This window comes from Nocardia lasii (assembly GCF_042658545.1).
Classification (GTDB): Bacteria; Actinomycetota; Actinomycetes; order Mycobacteriales; family Mycobacteriaceae; genus Nocardia; species Nocardia lasii.
This window is the reverse complement of the sequence record NZ_JBHSQN010000013.1, coordinates 195,777-212,559: the sequence shown is the minus strand read 5'-3', so window position 1 is coordinate 212,559 and position 16,783 is coordinate 195,777. Positions and strand designations below refer to the sequence as shown.

At 70.1% G+C, this 16,783-nt stretch carries 12 protein-coding genes; 1 reads left to right on the top strand and 11 read right to left on the bottom strand.

Translation table 11 applies throughout. The features are described from left to right. Positions 1–771: 771 nt before the first annotated feature. The 9 genes from proB to ACFP3H_RS19310 all read right to left on the bottom strand — a co-directional run bounded on the left by proB (position 772) and on the right by ACFP3H_RS19310 (position 13,188). A complete protein-coding gene (gene proB, locus ACFP3H_RS19350) occupies positions 772–1,881 on the bottom strand; it encodes a glutamate 5-kinase (protein WP_378608022.1) in 1,110 nt (369 codons plus the stop codon). 113 nt (positions 1,882–1,994) lie between these two features. Continuing rightward, a complete protein-coding gene (obgE, locus tag ACFP3H_RS19345) occupies positions 1,995–3,458 on the bottom strand; it encodes a GTPase ObgE (RefSeq protein WP_378608020.1) in 1,464 nt (487 codons plus the stop codon). A gap of 92 nt (positions 3,459–3,550) precedes the next feature. Continuing rightward, positions 3,551–3,817, bottom strand: a complete 267-nt coding sequence (rpmA, locus tag ACFP3H_RS19340) for a 50S ribosomal protein L27 (RefSeq protein WP_378608019.1) — start codon at positions 3,815–3,817, stop codon at positions 3,551–3,553. 24 nt (positions 3,818–3,841) lie between these two features. Next, entirely contained in the window at positions 3,842–4,153 is a 312-nt protein-coding gene (gene rplU / locus ACFP3H_RS19335; protein ID WP_378608017.1) for a 50S ribosomal protein L21, read from the bottom strand. Positions 4,154–4,388: 235 nt separating this feature from the next. Then, positions 4,389–7,541, bottom strand: coding sequence for a translation initiation factor IF-2 N-terminal domain-containing protein (locus ACFP3H_RS19330; RefSeq protein ID WP_378608015.1), 3,153 nt, complete (start codon positions 7,539–7,541; stop codon positions 4,389–4,391). Between the two features lie 535 nt (positions 7,542–8,076). Then, a complete protein-coding gene (gene ndk, locus ACFP3H_RS19325; RefSeq protein WP_378608013.1) occupies positions 8,077–8,493 on the bottom strand; it encodes a nucleoside-diphosphate kinase in 417 nt (138 codons plus the stop codon). 152 nt (positions 8,494–8,645) lie between these two features. Then, positions 8,646–9,041 (bottom strand): DUF4233 domain-containing protein, encoded by a 396-nt coding sequence (locus ACFP3H_RS19320; protein WP_378608011.1) that lies wholly within the window; start codon positions 9,039–9,041, stop codon positions 8,646–8,648. After that, positions 9,038–10,408 (bottom strand): bifunctional tetrahydrofolate synthase/dihydrofolate synthase, encoded by a 1,371-nt coding sequence (folC, locus tag ACFP3H_RS19315; RefSeq protein ID WP_378608412.1) that lies wholly within the window; start codon positions 10,406–10,408, stop codon positions 9,038–9,040. Before folC ends, ACFP3H_RS19320 begins: the two co-directional genes overlap by 4 nt. 101 nt (positions 10,409–10,509) lie before the next feature. Next, positions 10,510–13,188 (bottom strand): valine--tRNA ligase, encoded by a 2,679-nt coding sequence (locus tag ACFP3H_RS19310; protein WP_378608009.1) that lies wholly within the window; start codon positions 13,186–13,188, stop codon positions 10,510–10,512. A gap of 304 nt (positions 13,189–13,492) precedes the next feature. On the opposite strand from ACFP3H_RS19310, the gene ACFP3H_RS19305 reads away from it, so the two are divergent. Beyond that, entirely contained in the window at positions 13,493–14,185 is a 693-nt protein-coding gene (locus ACFP3H_RS19305) for an AAA family ATPase (RefSeq protein WP_378608007.1), read from the top strand. 2 nt (positions 14,186–14,187) lie between these two features. Here the strand turns inward: ACFP3H_RS19305 and ACFP3H_RS19300 are convergent, their stop codons facing one another. Together ACFP3H_RS19300 and ACFP3H_RS19295 are read right to left on the bottom strand one after the other, a co-directional pair. Further along, on the bottom strand, positions 14,188–15,135 hold the full coding sequence (locus ACFP3H_RS19300; protein ID WP_378608005.1) for a diacylglycerol kinase family protein: 948 nt from the start codon (positions 15,133–15,135) through the stop codon (positions 14,188–14,190). Beyond that, a complete protein-coding gene (locus ACFP3H_RS19295) occupies positions 15,132–16,760 on the bottom strand; it encodes an FAD-binding oxidoreductase (RefSeq protein ID WP_378608003.1) in 1,629 nt (542 codons plus the stop codon). The genes ACFP3H_RS19300 and ACFP3H_RS19295 overlap by 4 nt, the downstream gene beginning before the upstream one ends. Positions 16,761–16,783 lie beyond the last annotated feature (23 nt).

The window sequence follows — 16,783 nt, the reverse complement described above, 5'->3', positions numbered from 1 at the left end:
CCACCGAGCCTGGGCCACAAGAAAACTTACCCACACTCTCCGACCCAGCGGAGAGTACCGCCGCGCAAACGACCACCCCACCAACGCGATGTCATTTTCGTGCGACCGCCCCCCAAAAACCGCAAAAATCATCCATTTCAACGATTCCCTGCACGTTTATGCCACCTCACCCCTGCCACCCCAGCACACCCAGGACCCCGAACCAGGTTGATCAGCACCCTCCCCCTGAACGCCACCCCGCACTCCACCCCGAGGGTGCTCAACGGCACCGCGAAATGCGGCACCTGCGGGCCCTCGGCGTCCGAGCGCACACTGCTGACGGGTACGTCGCCGACCTCGCAGGCGCTGGCGGGCTTGCGCGCGCTCACCCCGGTACCCTCTCGACCCGCCCGGCCTCCTACCATCCCAGCACGGACAAACGGCGGTTCGCGCGTCTGACCAGCTCCTTCTCGCTCCAGACTCGTTCGGCCATACGGCCACTCCCTGCTCGTCAGGAGCCGGGGCTGTCAACAATCTCGCCACGCAGTGGCCGATCGCGGCCGGGTCGCCGGTCAGCGCTCGAAGCGCATGCGCCGCAGGCGCGAGTCTCGAGCGCTGACCGGTGGCCCCCTCGGGGCCGCGACCTCGAGCGCGCCAGCGCTCCAAAAAACACAGCCTGCGCAACCTCCTGGGCCACCGAACCCCAGCACCTCCTGGGGCCGCCTACCGAACCTCAGCCACCGGCCCTCGAACCCCAGGCGCCGCGACCGCGTCAGCGCTCCGAAACCCCACTCACACCTTGACGAGGTCGTCGGCGTGGATGACCGGGCGTTGCATCGTGTCGGGGAGATCGGTGGTGGAACGGCCCAGCATGGTGGTGAGTTCGGTGCTGTCGTATTCGATGACGCCGCGAGCCACCACCTCGTCGGACGGGCTGATCAGGTCGACCACGTCGCCGCCGAAGAAGCGGCCGCGGATGCCGGTGATGCCCGCGGCCAGCAGGGAGTGGCGTTGGGCGACGGCGGCGACGGCGCCCGCGTCGAGCAGGACCGCACCGCGAGGGTCGGCGGCGTGGCGGACCCAGAATTTGCGGCCGGACAGGCGTACGGGGCGGGCGGCGAAGGCGGTGCCGACAGTGCCGTCGGTGAGGGCCGAGGCGGCGTCGGCGGCCGAGGCCAACAGGACGGGGATGCCCGCGTCGGCGGCCAGGCGGGCGGCGGAGAGCTTGGAGGCCATGCCGCCGGTGCCGAGCGCGCCGCCGCTGCCCGCGATGACGCCGTCGAGGTCGGCGCTGCCGCGGACCTCGGGGATGAAGTTCGCGGCGCCCTTGCGCGGGTCGCCGTCGTAGAGGCCGGCGACGTCGGAGAGCAGGATCAGGGCGTCGGCGCCGACGAGGTGTGCGACCAGGGCGGCGAGGCGGTCGTTGTCGCCGAAGCGGATCTCCTCGGTGGCGACGGTGTCGTTCTCGTTCACGACCGCGATCGCGCCGAGCGACCGTAGTCGATCGAGGGTGCGCTGGGCGTTGCGGTGGTGCTCGCGGCGCGCGAAATCGTCGGCGGAGAGCAGGATCTGGCCGACGGTGCGGTCGTAGCGGGCGAACGAGGTGCCCCAGGCGTGGGCGAGGGCGAGCTGGCCGACGCTGGCCGCGGCCTGCTTGGTCGCCAGGTCCTTGGGCCGCTTCGAGAGCCCGAGCGGGGCGAGCCCGGCGCCGATCGCGCCCGAGGACACCACCACCACATCCGAACCCGCGCGCATCCGTGCCTCGACCGCGTCCGCCAGCAGATCGAGTCGATCGGTGTCGAGCCCGCCTTCGAGGCTGGTCAACGCCGACGACCCGATCTTCACCACGACCGTGCGCGCCGACACGATCGCCGCGCGCCCCTGACTCAGCTCCACCTGCATCGCCTAACTCCCTGCGATCGACACTCGACGGCCCGGTGCACCCGGTCACCTACCGCAGTATGCCGATCGACCTGTCCTGCCCGACAGCGAATTACGCCGGGCGGGAACACCTTTCAGTCTTTTCGCTCGCCGTTCTCGTCGAGCAGACCACGCCGCGCCTGCGAGGCCAGCTTGCGCTCGGCCGCACCGACGCGTTCGTTGGTCTCGAGCCGCAGGTCGGTGCCGCGACCGGTCGGCTGCATGTCGACACCGGCCGAGATCTGCGGTTCCCACTCGAAGGTGACCCCGGCGATGGTGACCGGGCAGCCCGGCTGGGCACCCTGCTTGACCAGTTCGGCTTCGACACCGAGGCGGGCCAGACGGTCGGCCAGGTAGCCCACGGCCTCGTCGTTGTTGAAGTCGGTCTGGCGAATCCACCGCTCGGGGCGGGTGCCGCGCACGATGAAACCACCGGCCTCCTCGGGATCGGCGATGACGCTGAAACCGGTCTCGTCGGTCGCGATCGGGCGGATGATGGTGCGCTTGGGCGCGGCCTTGGGGTGGGCCTCGCGGTACTGGCGCACCATGTCGGCCAGCGCGAAGGTGAGCGGGCGCAGACCGGCGCGGCTGACCGCGGAGATCTCGAACACCGGCCACCCGCGTTCGGCGAACTCCGCCGACACCATCTCGGCGAGTTCGGCGCCGTCGGGCACGTCGATCTTGTTGAGGATCACCACGCGCGGCCGGTCGGCCAGATCGCCGAGGCCCTCGTCACCGGACAGGGCAGGCTTGTAGGCGGCGAGTTCGGCTTCCAGCGCGTCGACATCGGAGACCGGATCGCGACCGGGCTCGAGAGTCGCGCAGTCGACGACATGGGCGAGCACCGCGCAGCGTTCCAGATGGCGCAGAAAGTCCAGGCCCAGACCGCGACCCTGGCTGGCGCCGGGGATCAGGCCGGGCACGTCGGCGACGGTGAAGGTGGTGTCACCGGAGAGCACCACACCGAGGTTGGGCACCAGGGTGGTGAAAGGGTAGTCGGCGATCTTCGGCTTCGCCGCGGACAGCACCGAGACCAGCGACGACTTACCGGCCGAGGGGAACCCGACCAGACCCACATCGGCGACCGACTTCAGCTCCAGGACGACATCGATCTCCTCGCCCTCTTCACCGAGCAGCGCGAAACCGGGCGCCTTACGCGCCTTCGAGGCCAGCGAGGCATTGCCCAGACCACCACGACCACCACGGGCGATGATGAACCGGTTGCCGATGCCGACCAGGTCGACCACGACCTTGCCGTCACCGTCGACGACCACGGTGCCGTCGGGCACGGCCAGCACCAGATCGCCGCCGTTCTTGCCCTCGCGGTTGCTGCCCTCGCCCGGCTTGCCGTTGCCCGCCTTGGCGTTGGGGTGGAAGTGGAAATCGAGCAGCGTGTGGACGTTGGCGTCGACCTCGAGGATCACGTCACCGCCGTTGCCGCCGTTGCCGCCGTCGGGGCCGCCGAGCGGCTTGAATTTCTCACGATGCACCGAGGCGCAACCGTGTCCACCTCTACCGGCACGAACATGCAGCACGACGCGGTCGATGAATTTGGACATGGATTGATCATCCTCCTAGTGCACGCAAAAGCGGGTCAGGGAATCAACCCTGACCCGCTGAAGGTGTCTGTGGGGAGCAACGCTCCAGGCGGTCAGGCCTGGACCGGCTCCGCAACGACGATGTTGACGGTCTTGCGGCCACGCTTGGTGCCGAACTCGACCGCGCCCGACTCGAGGGCGAACAGGGTGTCGTCGCCGCCACGGCCGACGTTCACGCCCGGGTGGAAGTGGGTGCCACGCTGACGGACCAGGATCTCGCCCGCGCTGACCTGCTGGCCGCCGAAACGCTTCACGCCGAGGCGCTGTGCGTTCGAATCGCGGCCGTTCCGGGAGCTGGATGCGCCCTTCTTATGTGCCATTGCTTCGTCTCCTCGGGAAAATTCTTACTTGATGCCGGTGACCTTGATGACCGTCAGCGGCTGACGGTGACCCTGGCGCTTGTGGTAGCCGGTCTTGTTCTTGAACTTGTGGATCCGGATCTTGGGACCCTTGGTCTGATCGACAACCTCGGCGGCCACGGAGATCTTGGCCAGCTTGTCGGCGTCGGTGGTCAGATCGGCGCCGTCAACGACGAGAACCGGGGTCAGTGCCACGGCGGTGCCCGGCTTGCCCTCGATCTTCTCGACCTTCACCAGGTCACCGACCGCGACCTTGTACTGCTTTCCGCCGGTCTTGACGATTGCGTACGCTGCCATCGGTCGGCTTCCTCCACTCACATCGGTCCTGCACATGTCCACGCCGCAGCTGCGACGTGTTATTTCTGGGCTCATCCCCGCACGAGCGGGGGAAGAACGTTTGCTGCCTGCGGTATCACCCAGCCAGTAACGGCCGGATGCTCAATCACTGGGCAGCGACCGACCTAGGTTACCAGAACGGTATCCACTCCCCCAATTCGGCCGGTCAGGACCGGATTGGGGGGCGAACATCGAGCTACTGGCCCGAATCCGCGGGCGCGCCGGCGGGACGGGCCACCGCGCGACGGCGCGGCTTGCGTTCCGGGACGACCACGGGTTCGGCGGCGATATCCACGACCACCGACGCCGGTGGCTGCTCGTTCGCCGAGAGCACGAACACGGCTCCCGCGCTGTCGGGTGCGGGTGCGGCCGTCGAACGAGCCACACGGCGCCTGCGGGGGGCCCGGGGCGCGGGCTCCTCGACGACCGGAGCCGGTTCGGGCTGGGCCACGGGGGGCTCGACCACGGCGGCCGGGGTCTCGACCGTCTCGACGGCCTCCTCCTCGACAACCGGAACCTCGAGCACCGGAGCCTCGGCGACCGGAGCCTCCTCGACCGGGGCGGTCTGCTCGGACTCCGCGGCGATGACCCCGGTCAGCGGGGCCTCGGTCCCGGACTCGGCGTTGGCGGCCGCGGAACCACGACCCGACCGACGCGACCGCGAACGCGACCGCGACCGGGTCGGCTCGGCGGGCGCCTCGGCCACGACCTCCGCCTCGCTCGCCTCGTCCTCGTGGTGCCCGGTCATCGCCAACACCACCGGGTGGGCCCGCTTGACCGCGATGTCCTCCTCGGCGTGCTCGACGACCGGGGCGGTGCCGTTGGACGCGGGCGCGGCGGCGGGCTTGTCCCGCTCCTTGCCGCGACGACGACGCGAACCGCTCTCCTTCGAGCGCGGTTCCTCCACGCCCGACCCGGAATCGACCGGGTAGGAGTGCACGAGGATGCCGCGACCGTGGCAGTGCTCACAGGTGGTGGAGAACGCCTCGACCAGCCCGGTGCCCAGCTTCTTGCGGGTCATCTGGACCAGGCCCAGCGAGGTGACTTCCGACACCTGATGGCGGGTGCGGTCGCGCCCGAGCGCCTCGGTGAGGCGACGCAGCACCAGGTCCCGGTTGGACTCGAGGACCATGTCGATGAAGTCGACCACGATCATGCCGCCGATATCGCGCAGCCGCATCTGGCGCACGATCTCCTCGGCCGCCTCCAAGTTGTTCTTGGTGACGGTCTCCTCGAGGTTCGACGAGCCCGAGCCGGTGAACTTGCCGGTGTTGACGTCGACGACGGTCATGGCCTCGGTGCGGTCGATCACCAGGGTGCCGCCCGAGGGCAGCCACACCTTGCGATCGAGAGCCTTGGCCAGCTGCTCGTCGATGCGGTACGCGTCGAACACGTCGACGCTGTTGTTCTCGTGCCGGTGCACGCGCGGCAGCAGGTCGGGCGCGACGGTGCGGACGTAGGTCTCCACGGTGCTCCACGCGCGCTCGCCCTCGATGACGAGCTTGGCGAAGTCCTCGTTGAACAGGTCGCGGATGACCTTGACCAGCATGTCCGGCTCTTCGTAGAGGGCCTTGGGCGCGTTGGTCTCCTTGGCGGCGGCCTCTTCGATGGTGCGCCAGGCGGCCTGCAACCGTTCGACGTCGCGCGCCAGCTCGGGCTCGCTGACCCCTTCGGACGCGGTCCTGATGATCACCCCGGCGTCGGCCGGAACGATCTCGCGCAGGATCTCCTTGAGCCGCTTGCGCTCGGTGTCGGGCAGCTTGCGGCTGATCCCGGTGGAGGTGCCGCCCGGCACGTACACCAGGAAGCGACCGGCCAGGGAGATCTGGGTGGTCAGGCGGGCGCCCTTGTGACCCACCGGGTCCTTGGACACCTGCACCAGCACCGTGTCGCCGGGCTTGAGCGCCTGTTCGATCTTGCGCTCGCGACCGCCGAGACCGGCGGCCTCCCAGTTCACCTCACCGGCGTAGAGCACGCCGTTGCGGCCGCGGCCGATGTCGATGAACGCCGCCTCCATGCTGGGCAGCACGTTCTGCACCTTGCCGAGGTAGACGTTGCCCACCATCGACGCCTGACCGGAACTGGTCACGAAGTGTTCGACGAGGATGTTGTCCTCGAGCACCGCCACCTGCGTGGTGGTCTGGTGGCCCGGGGCGTGTTCGGCCGGGTCGAACGCCTTCTCGCGCACGACCATCACCCGGTCGACCGCCTCGCGACGGGCCAGGAACTCCGACTCGGTCAGGATCGGCGGACGACGACGCCCGGCCTCGCGACCGTCGCGACGGCGCTGACGCTTGGCCTCGAGGCGGGTGGACCCGGAGATGCCCTGCACCTCGTCGGGGTTGGCCGCCGCGCCGGCCCGCTCGCGCCGCTTGTTGCGGGGCTCGCGCTCGTGCACGACGGTGTTGGGCGGGTCGTCCTCGGTGACCGCGTCGGCGTCGGCGGACTCGCCGCCCACCTTGCGACGGCGACGGCGACGGCGGCGACGGCTGGTGCCGTCGGCGTTCGCGTCGTCGTCCTCGTCGGAGTCCTCGGCCTCGGCGGCGGTCGGCTCGGTCTCGTCGGCGCTCGTCTCGGCCTGCTGCTCGGCCTCGTCGGTCTCGTCGTCGTCGGAGTCGGTGTCCTCGCCGTCGGCGGACTGCTCGCCCCGACCGCGACCACGACCGCGACGACCGCGACGGCGGCGGCGCGGCTGGCCGTCGGCGTCGTTGTCACCGGCGGAATCCTCGGCGGCGGACTCGTCCTCGGTCGGCTCGACCTCGGCCTCGAGCTCCTCGACCGGCTCGGCCACCGGCTCCTCGCGCACGACGACCCGCTCGGCGCGACGACGCTTGCGCGTCTCCTCGGCGGCGGTGGCGTCGGGCGGCAGGAACAGCGGCATGCCCACCGAGGCGGGCGCCTCGAAGGTCACCGGCTCGGGCGCCGGGGTCTCCACCACCCGATGGGTGAACAGGTCGGTGTGGGCGTCGTCGGCCATCGCGGCGAACACCTCACCGGTGCTCGCGACATGCGGGGCGGAGAACAGGGAAGCGGTGGAGTCGGCCGGCTGCTCGGCGACGGGGGTGGCTGCGGCGCGCTTCTTCGCGCGCGTCGCGGGGGCGGGTGCCGCGGGTTCGGCGGCGTCACCGGTTTCGGCGTCGGCGGCGGCGATCGCGTCGCGCACCGTCTCGGCGACGGCGCGGTCGACATTGGACTGCACGCTGCGCGCCTCGGCGCCCAACTCGGCCAGTTTGGCCAGGATGCGTTTGCTGGTCACTCCCAACCGCTTGGCCAGTGCATGAACTCGAATTCGCTCCGGCAATTGATCGGCATCCTGTTGTGTTGTGTCCAGCGGCTCTTTTTCGGCCACGAAGTCTCCTCGGGCCCCCGGGCGCGTCCATCCCCGGTACGGGAGTGACGCGGCCGACGCGGGGGCATCGTCCGTGCACCTCGTACCCGATGGTACGAGGGTCATCTGGTCTCGCCCCGCGTGTCCGGTCGCGCCTGGTATCGATCATCTGGCGGGCCAACCGGTCACGCGGCGCCTGGCTGTACGGCGTGGCACCGCGCTTTCGAGCGCTCATCCAGCGTGCCTGCGCGGGCAACCCCAGCAACAGGGTTGTTCCGTGGCAGCGATGATCGGCATCAACCGCGGTGTCATCCGGTCATGTCCGCCGCCGCGTCACGTACCTGCGCGACAGGTCGGCGTCGAACACATCCGTCCTCAGTATCCCATACGGTTCGCGCGGGGATCGCCATCGGCGCAACTCACGCGAACTCCGCCCCGTTCGCGACCGCCGAATGCGCGGCCTCGTCGGCGAACGAAGGCGACCCGGCCGGGCGGCATGGGATACCGCCTGACCGGGTGTGCTACTTCCTTGTGCTGCTGATGCCGACCGCGAGGGTCAGGCCGGGTACTCGGGGAACCAGAGGGCGATCTCGCGCTTGGCGGACTCGGGCGAGTCGGAGCCGTGGACCAGGTTGAACTGGACCTCGAGGCCGAAGTCGCCGCGGATGGTGCCGGGGGTGGCCTTCTCGACGGGGTCGGTGCCACCGGCGAGCTGACGGAAGGCCGCGATCGCGCGCGGGCCCTCGAGCACGGCCGCCACGACCGGGCCGGAGGTGATGAATTCGATCAGCGAGCCGAAGAAGGGCCGCTCGGCGTGCTCGGCGTAGTGCTCGGCCGCGAGTTCGGGGGACACGTTCTTCAGTTCCAGGGCCTGGAAGGTGAGGCCCTTGCGCTCGATCCGCGCGAGGATCTCGCCGGTGAGGCCCCGGGAGACACCGTCCGGCTTGATGAGTACCAACGTCTGCTCAGTCACGGGCTAACCCTAGCGTCGGCCCCGCGCGCACTCCGATCGGGTCCTGCCGGTGTCGGGACTCGGCGTGGATCCGGTGGCCGAGGAACCCGACAACCGTCAGGACTTGGACTGCATGCGCTGGCTGGGGAGCAGACCGGCGTACCCGACAACCGTCAGGACCTGGACTGCATGCGCTGGCTGGGGAGCAGACCCGCGTCCATGCGGCGTTGCACATCCGCGCGCAGGATCAGGATGAACGCCCACGTCGCGATGAACACCAGCGCGATCACACCGATCGACAGGTGGATGAGCGCACCGGCCAGCAGCAGCACCTGCAGGCCCAGGTTGTACTGGATCGCCCACGGCTTGCGCTGCAACCCCGCGCCCAGGATCATCAGCAGCGACAGGACGACCAGGTAGGTGCCCGACAGCCAGGTGACCCCGCCGCCGACATCGGCGACCACCGGCAGTGCCAGCAGCACCACGATCGCCTCGAGGATCAACGTCCCCGCCATGACCCCGCGCAGCCCCTTCCAGGGATCGTTGGCGGGCGGTGGCACTTCGCTCATGCCGGTCCCTTTCCGAACAGGGCGCGAGCCGCGCCCGCGGTGACGACCGAGCCCGTGACGATCACGCCGGCGCCGGAGATCACGTCACCCTCGTCCCCGGCCTGTTCGGCCAGGGCGATCGCCGATTCCAGGGCGTCGGGCAGAGTCTCGGCGGTGATCACGCGTTCGTCGCCGAAGCGCTGCACGGCCAGATCGGCCAGCGCGTCGACGTCCATGCCGCGCGGTGAGCCGTTGCTGGTCACGACGATCTCGTCGAAGACGGGTTCGAGTGCGTCGAGGATGCCCGCCGCGTCCTTGTCGGCCAGCACCGCGACCACCCCGACCAGCTTGCGGAAGTCGAACTCGCTGGTCAGCGTCGTGGCCAGGGCCTGCGCACCGGCCGGATTGTGGGCGGCGTCGACGAAGATCGTCGGCGCGTTGCGCATCCGTTCCATCCGTCCGGGACTGGCCACCGTCGCGAAACCCGCGCGCACGGCGTCGATGTCGAGCTGACGATCCGCGCCCGCCCCGAAGAACGCCTCCACCGCGGCCAGCGCGAGCGAGGCGTTGCGGGCCTGGTGCTCGCCGTGCAGCGGCAGGAAGATCTCGTCGTAGACACCGCCGAGACCCTGCAGGGTCAGCAGCTGTCCGCCGACGGCCACGGCCCGCTCGAGCACCCGGAACTCCGCGCCCTCGCGCGCCACCGCGGCGTCCTCGGCGACGGCGCGGCGCAACAGCACGTCCATCACCTCGGGCTCCTGCTCGGCGATCACCGCGACGGTGTCGGTGGGGATCAGCGCCTCGGGGGCGCGCTTGATGATCCCGGCCTTCTCCTTGGCGATGGACTCGAGATCCGGGCCGAGGTAGTCGGTGTGGTCGAGGCCGATCGGGGTGATCACCGCGACCTGCGCGTGGATGACATTGGTGGCGTCCCAGGTGCCGCCCATGCCGGTCTCGACCACGGCCACATCGACCGGCGCCTCGGCGAAGGCCGCGTAGGCCATGGCGGTGAGCACCTCGAACTTGCTCATGGCCGGGCCGTCGGACTCGGCGGAACGCTGGTCGATCATGCCGATGTAGGGCGCGAGTTCGTGATAGGTCGCGACGTAGTCGGCCGGGCTGATCGGCGCGTTGTCGATGCTGATCCGCTCGGTCGCCAGCTGCAGGTGCGGGCTGGTGATCCGGCCGGTGCGCCGGTGCAGGGCGGTGAGCAGGGCGTCGATCATCCGGGTCACCGAGGTCTTGCCGTTGGTGCCCGCGATGTGGATCGCCGGATAGTTGTGCTGCGGGTTGCCCAGCAGGTCCATCAGGGTGGCGATGCGGGTGAGCGACGGTTCGATCTTGGTCTCGGGCCAACGCTTGTCGAGTTCGGCCTCCACCAGCGCCATTTCGGCCAGGTCGACCGGCGAGGGCCCGGCGTCGAGCCGAGCCTCGCTGTAGTCGCTGCCGCCGAACTCGGCGTCGGCGGGATCGATGTCGCCCGGCTCGCTCATTTGGCGCTCAGCTCCGCCAGGCGGGCGCCGATGCGCGTGACTTCGGCCGCGGCCACATCGCGTCGGCCGGTGATCTTGTCGACGACCGGCTGCGGGGCCTTGGCCAGGAAGGCCTCGTTGCCGAGCTTGGCGGTGGTGGTGTCGAGGTCCTTCTGCGCGGCCGCGAGATCCTTTTCGAGCCTGCGTCGTTCGGCGTCGAGGTCGATCGCGCCCGAGGTGTCGAGCTGCACGGTGACGGTGCCGCCGGACAGGCGCACCTCCACCTCGGCGGTGGTCGCGAAGTCCGCGCCCGGTTCGGTGAGCCGGGCCAGGTTGGCCACCGAGTCGGCGAACCCGCCGAGCCCGGCCTCCTCGATTCCGACGAGGGTGGCCTTCACCTTCTGCTTGTCGGCCAGGCCCTGATCGCCGCGGAACCGGCGGATCTCGGTGATCAGTCGCTGCGTGTCGGCCACCCGACCGGCCGCGACCTCGTCGGCGGCGATGCCACTGGCCTGCGGCCACGACGCGATCACCACCGATTCGCCACCGGTGAGCGCCTTCCACAGCGTCTCGGTGACGAACGGGATCACCGGGTGCAGCAGGCGCAGCACCGCGTCGAGCACGTTGCCGAGCACCACGGCGGTGCTGTCGGCGCGCGCGTCGGACTCGGCGAACTGCACCTTGGACAGCTCCAGGTACCAGTCGCACAGTTCGTCCCACGCGAAGTGGTAGAGCGCCTCGCACGCCTTGCCGAATTCGTAGGCGTCGAAGGCGGTGTCGACCTCGGCGCGCACGGCGTCGAGCCGGTCGATGATCCAGCGGTCAGCGTCGGTGAGGGTCTCGCGCGCGGGCAGCTCACCCGGGCGCGCGCCGTTCATCAGCGCGAACTTGGTGGCGTTGAACAGCTTGGTGACGAAGCTGCGCGAGGCCAGCGCGTGCGCGTCGCCGACGGACAGGTCGCCGCCGGGCTGGGCGCCGCGGGCCAGGGTGAAGCGCAGCGCGTCGGCGCCGTAGGAGTCGATCCAGTCGAGCGGATCGATGCCGTTGCCGCGCGACTTCGACATCTTCTTGCCGTGCTGATCGCGGATGAGCCCGTGCAGGAACACGTCCTCGAACGGCACCTGCTCCTGCCCGCCCTTCCCGGCGGTGAGCACGGGGTCGTCGCTGACGAACATGCCGAACATCATCATCCGGGCCACCCAGAAGAACAGGATGTCGTACCCGGTGACCAGCACGCTGGTCGGATAGAACTTGGCCAGCTCGGGCGTGGCGTCGGGCCAGCCCATCGTGGAGAACGGCCACAGGCCCGAGGAGAACCAGGTGTCGAGCACGTCCGGGTCCTGCACCCAGCCTTCGGGTGCCTGTTCGCCGGGGCCCAGGCACACCACTTCGCCCTCGGGGCCGTACCAGATCGGGATGCGGTGACCCCACCACAGCTGGCGCGAGATGCACCAGTCGTGCATGTTGTCGACCCAGTCGAACCAGCGCGGTTCCTGGCTGGCGGGATGGATCTTCACCTCGCCGCCGCGCACGGCGTCGCCCGCGGCCTTGGCCAGGGTGTCGACCTTGACCCACCACTGCATCGACAGGCGCGGTTCGATCGGCTCGCCGGAGCGCTCCGAGTGACCCACCTGGTGCTTGTACGGGAACTTGCGGCCGACGATGCGGCCCTCGGCGTCGAGCCGTTCGCGGATCTTCACGCGGGCCTCGAACCGGTCCATGCCGTCGAATTCGGTTCCCGTGTCGGCGATCCGGCCCGCCTTGTCCATGATCGTCGGCATCGGCAGGCCGTGGCGCAGGCCGAGTTCGAAGTCGTTGGGGTCGTGGGCGGGGGTGATCTTCACCGCGCCGGAACCGAATTCGGGGTCGACGTAGTCGTCGGCCACGATCGGGATCTGGCGACCGGTGATGGGGTGGTAGAGGGTGGTGCCGATCAGGGCCTTGTACCGCTCGTCGTCCGGGTGGACCGCGACGGCGGTGTCACCGAGCATGGTCTCCACGCGGGTGGTGGCCACGATCACGTGCGGTTCGTCGTCGTTCAGCGAACCGAACCGCATGCTCACCAGCTCGCCGTCGACCTCCTTGTGGTCGACCTCGAGGTCGGAGATGCCGGTCTGCAGCACCGGCGACCAGTTCACCAGGCGCTCGGCGCGGTAGATCAGGCCCGCGTCGTAGAGGCGCTTGAAGATGGTCTGCACCGCGCGCGAGAGACCGTCGTCCATCGTGAACCGGTCCCGGCTCCAGTCCACGCCGTCGCCGAGGCGGCGCATCTGCGCCTGGATCTGGCCGCCGGATTCGCGCTTCCAGTCCCACACCTTGTCGATGAACAGCTCGCGGCCGAAGTCCTCTTTGGTCTTGCCGTCGACCGCGAGCTGCTTCTCCACCACCGTCTGCGTGGCGATACCGGCGTGGTCCATGCCCGGCAGCCACAGCACCTCGTACCCCTGCATCCGCTTGCGGCGGGTGAGCAGGTCCATGAGGGTGTGGTCGAGCGCGTGGCCCATGTGCAGGGTGCCCGTGACGTTGGGCGGCGGCAGCACGATCGAGTACGGCGGCTTGTCCGAGGCGGCGTCCGCGGCGAAGTACCCGGCGGCTACCCAGCCCTCGTACAGGTCGGCCTCCACCGAGCTGGGATCCCAGCTCTTGGGCAGGGCATCGGCACGATTACGCGAGTTGTCATGGGCTCCGCTGGTCACGCCCCAATCCTAAAGGGCACCGGCAATCGGGTTTTGCCCGCCTCACCCCGCCCGCGAAACAAAAAAGACGGAATCTCCGGTGGATGAGGGACACCGAAGACTCCGTCTACGTCTCAGATACTACCGGCGATTAACTTCCCGCAGCCCCGCGCAGAAGAATCCATATGGAATTCTCAGCTTCTCCCCGCCCAACCCGAGACACGCCATGGCGACACGCGGAAACCGTTGCCCCACAACACATACACCACAAAGTAGGGGAAACCCCCGATTGCCGTTTCCCCCGTTTTCCCGGACTCTGGACAGGGTGACGCCCCCGCTCGATTCCACCACCGGCACCCCACGGTCGGCACCCAAGATCATCACCCCGATCGCCCTGGTAGACCTACGCGCGAGCGAAGCCGACGAGCTGCGCTACCCCGCCACCACGGTCCTGGTCTTCGCGGGCGTTCCCGGCGCGGGCAAATCCACCGCCCTCCACCGCTTCTTCGGCGCCGGCCCGGACGCGGACCGCCCGGTGCACTCGGATTCGGGCGCCACGGTCCTGGACTCGAATCACACCCGCAACCGCCTGCGCCACCGGCTCGGCTGGGCGCCGTACTCCCTGTGGCGCCCGCTGGTCCACCTCGCCCACTACCGCGCGATCCGCGCCGCACTGAGCGCGGGCACCGGCCCGGTCGCCATCCACGACTGCGCCACCTTCGGCTGGAGTCGACGCCTGATCATCCGCTGGACCACCGCGGGCAGCAGGCAACTCCACATGGTCCTCATCGATGTGCCCGCCGACCAGGCCAGGCACGGGCAGATCAGTCGGGGTCGGCGCGTCAACGGGCTCGCGTTCACCGGGCACTGCCGCCGCTGGGAAGCCCTGATGGACACACTCGGCGCGCGCGAGACCGTCGCAGCACCGAATCCGCGACCACTGGACGCCGCCTCAGTGGTGCTCATCGACCGCCCGACGCTACGGGCGGTCTCGCGCATCACCTTCGACGCGGTCTGAGCTCAGGGCACCAGCACCGTCAGCGCGCCCGGCATCGCCTGCGCGGTCACCGGCAGCATCCCGGCGGGTTCGCCGTCGGCCGTCGCGTGCCCGTCCCTGGCACTGACGGTGATCCGGCGCGCCCGGTAGCGCTGGGTGGCGGGATGGTCGATGCGCTTGCCCGCCGAGAGCGCGGGCAGCAGCCGGGCCAGTTCCAGGCGCGACATCGCGCCGACCACGGTGATGTCGAGGTATCCGTCGTCGGCGCGGGCCTCCGGACACACCAGCATCCCGCCGCCGTAGGTGCGGGTGTTGCCGATGGGCGCCATGACCGCGTCGGTGAGCACCACCACGTGCGAGTCGGGCGGGTTGTCCAGCGCGCCGGGCGCCAGGCCCGACATCTCGATACGGAACGGCAGCGTGTAGCCGCGCATCAGCTCGACGACGGCGGCGGCGGTGTAGCGCAGGGGTCCGCGCGGGTAGCGCATCCGGTTGGCGCGCAAGGTGACTCGCGCGTCGAAGCCGGTGCCGACCACGGTCGCGAACCACATCGGGGCGGTGGCGGTGGACTCGATGCGGCCCAGATCCAGCAGGCGGGTGTGACCGCGCAGCGCGATGTCGACGGCGGCGCGCGGGTCGTCGGTGGGGATGCCGAGTTCGCGCGCGAGGTCGTTGCCGGTGCCCGCGGGGACCAGTCCGAGCGGCACGCCGCTGTGCGCCACGGCCGCCAGCAGCACGTTCATCAGCCCGTCGCCGCCGACGCACAGCACCGCGTCGGGTCGATCGTCCCCGGCCAGGGCGGTGCGCACCTGGGCGACCGATTCGTCCGCGCTCGGGGCGCGCACCCGCGTCACCTCGACGCCCCGCGCACCCAACTCGCCCAGCACCGCCTCGGCGACCCCGTCGCCACGTCCCGACCCGGAGTGCGGGTTCGTGACGACCAGGACCCGACGCACCGAAAGTTCGCTCACGGCACCAGCTTCCCAGGGTTGAGCACGCCGGTGGGATCGAGCTCGCGCTTCACCGCGCGCAGCACGCGAACGCCCAGGTCACCGATCTCCGCACCCATCCACGGCCGGTGGTCGGCGCCGACGGCGTGGTGATGGGTGATGGTGCCGCCGGTGCCGACCATCGCCTCGCTCGCGGCGGTCTTGGCCAGGCGCCACTGGGCGATCGGGTCGTCGAGCTGCTTGGCCACGACGGTGAAGTACAGCGAGGCCCCGGTCGGGTAGGTGTGCGAGATATGGCACATGACCAGGGCGGGGGTGCCCTGCGCGGCGAGCGACTCGGTGAGCGCACTGGTCACCGCGGCCTTGAGGGTGGCCAGGTTGCTCCAGCTGGTGGCGGTTTCGAGGGTCTCGCACAGCACGCCGAGATCCAGCAGCGCGTCGCGCAGGTAGGGCGCGGCGAAGCGGCCGTGTTCCCACTGCCGCGCGGGCGCCTCGCCCAGTGCCGTGCCACCGGCGGCGGTGAGCAGGTCCGTGGCCTCGGCCGAGCGCGCGGCCACGTGCGCCGCGCTGCCCTCGAACGTGGTGATGGCCAGGCAGCCCGAGACCGGGTTGCCGCCGACATCGGCCGAGCGGGCCAGGTTCAGCCCCGTCTCCACCTCGTCGGACAACCGCAGCACCGTCGGCGCCGCGCCCGCCTGCACGACGGTGCGCAGCGCGGCCGCGCCCGCGGCGAAGTCGGGGAACGACCAGGCCTGGTAGGCGGTGGTCTCGGGCACCGGATGCACCCGCACGGTGACCGAGGTGATGATGCCGAGGGTGCCCTCGGACCCGACGAACAGCTCGCGCAGGTCCGGCCCGGCCGCCGACGCGGGGGCGCGGCCCAGGTCGAGGGTGCCCTGCGGGGTGGCGACCACGAGATGTTCGACCATGTCGTCGAAGCGCCCGTACCCCGCCGAGGCCTGGCCCGAGGACCTGGTCGCGGCGAATCCGCCGATGCTGGCGAATTCGAAACTCTGGGGGAAGTGGCCGAGCGAGAGCCCGTGCGCGCCGAGCAGTTCCTCCGCGCGGGGCCCGGTCAGCCCGGCGCCGAGGGTGGCGGTGCCGCTGACGGGGTCGACCGCGTCGATGGTGTCGAGTCGACGCAGATCCAGCGCGATCACGGTGTCGAAGCGGCCGCGCACGGGGTCGACGCCGCCGACCACGCTGGTGCCGCCGCCGAACGGAACCACCGCGATCTCGTGCGCCGCGCAGTAGGCGAGCAGCGCCATGACCTGCGCGTGGTCGGCGGGGAAGACGATCGCGTCGGGCGCGTCCTGCGGTTCGAGGTCGCGGCGACGCAGCAGATCGAGCGTGCTCTTGCCGCCCGCGTGCCGTAACCGGTCGAGCGGGTCCGTCGTGAGATATTCGTCACCGACGATGTCGGTCAGGCCGGTTCGGTCGGCGGTGGTGAGGGTGGTCGAGATCAGCGGGACGTCGGCCGCGTCGCGACGGGGCACCGGTTCGCCCGAGATGCCGAAAACCTGTCCGAGCAGACCCCGGATCTGTGCCGACAGCGGCTGGTGACCGGCGGCGACGCCCCAGGCGTCCCACACCATGTTCGGCGCCAGGGTGGCAGACCCGGAATGTTCGTGTTGCGTCTCGACCATGCGTTACATTCTGACATATAATG

Bases quoted from the DNA above. Each gene is read 5' to 3' on its own strand.
- proB (WP_378608022.1), bottom strand. From the start codon at position 1,881: ATGCAGGTGGAGCTGAGTCAGGGGCGCGCGGCGATCGTGTCGGCGCGC.
- obgE (WP_378608020.1), bottom strand. From the start codon at position 3,458: ATGTCCAAATTCATCGACCGCGTCGTGCTGCATGTTCGTGCCGGTAGA.
- rpmA (WP_378608019.1), bottom strand. From the start codon at position 3,817: ATGGCACATAAGAAGGGCGCATCCAGCTCCCGGAACGGCCGCGATTCG.
- rplU (WP_378608017.1), bottom strand. From the start codon at position 4,153: ATGGCAGCGTACGCAATCGTCAAGACCGGCGGAAAGCAGTACAAGGTC.
- ACFP3H_RS19320 (WP_378608011.1), bottom strand. From the start codon at position 9,041: ATGAGCGAAGTGCCACCGCCCGCCAACGATCCCTGGAAGGGGCTGCGC.
- folC (WP_378608412.1), bottom strand. From the start codon at position 10,408: ATGGCGCTGGTGGAGGCCGAACTCGACAAGCGTTGGCCCGAGACCAAG.
- ACFP3H_RS19295 (WP_378608003.1), bottom strand. From the start codon at position 16,760: ATGGTCGAGACGCAACACGAACATTCCGGGTCTGCCACCCTGGCGCCG.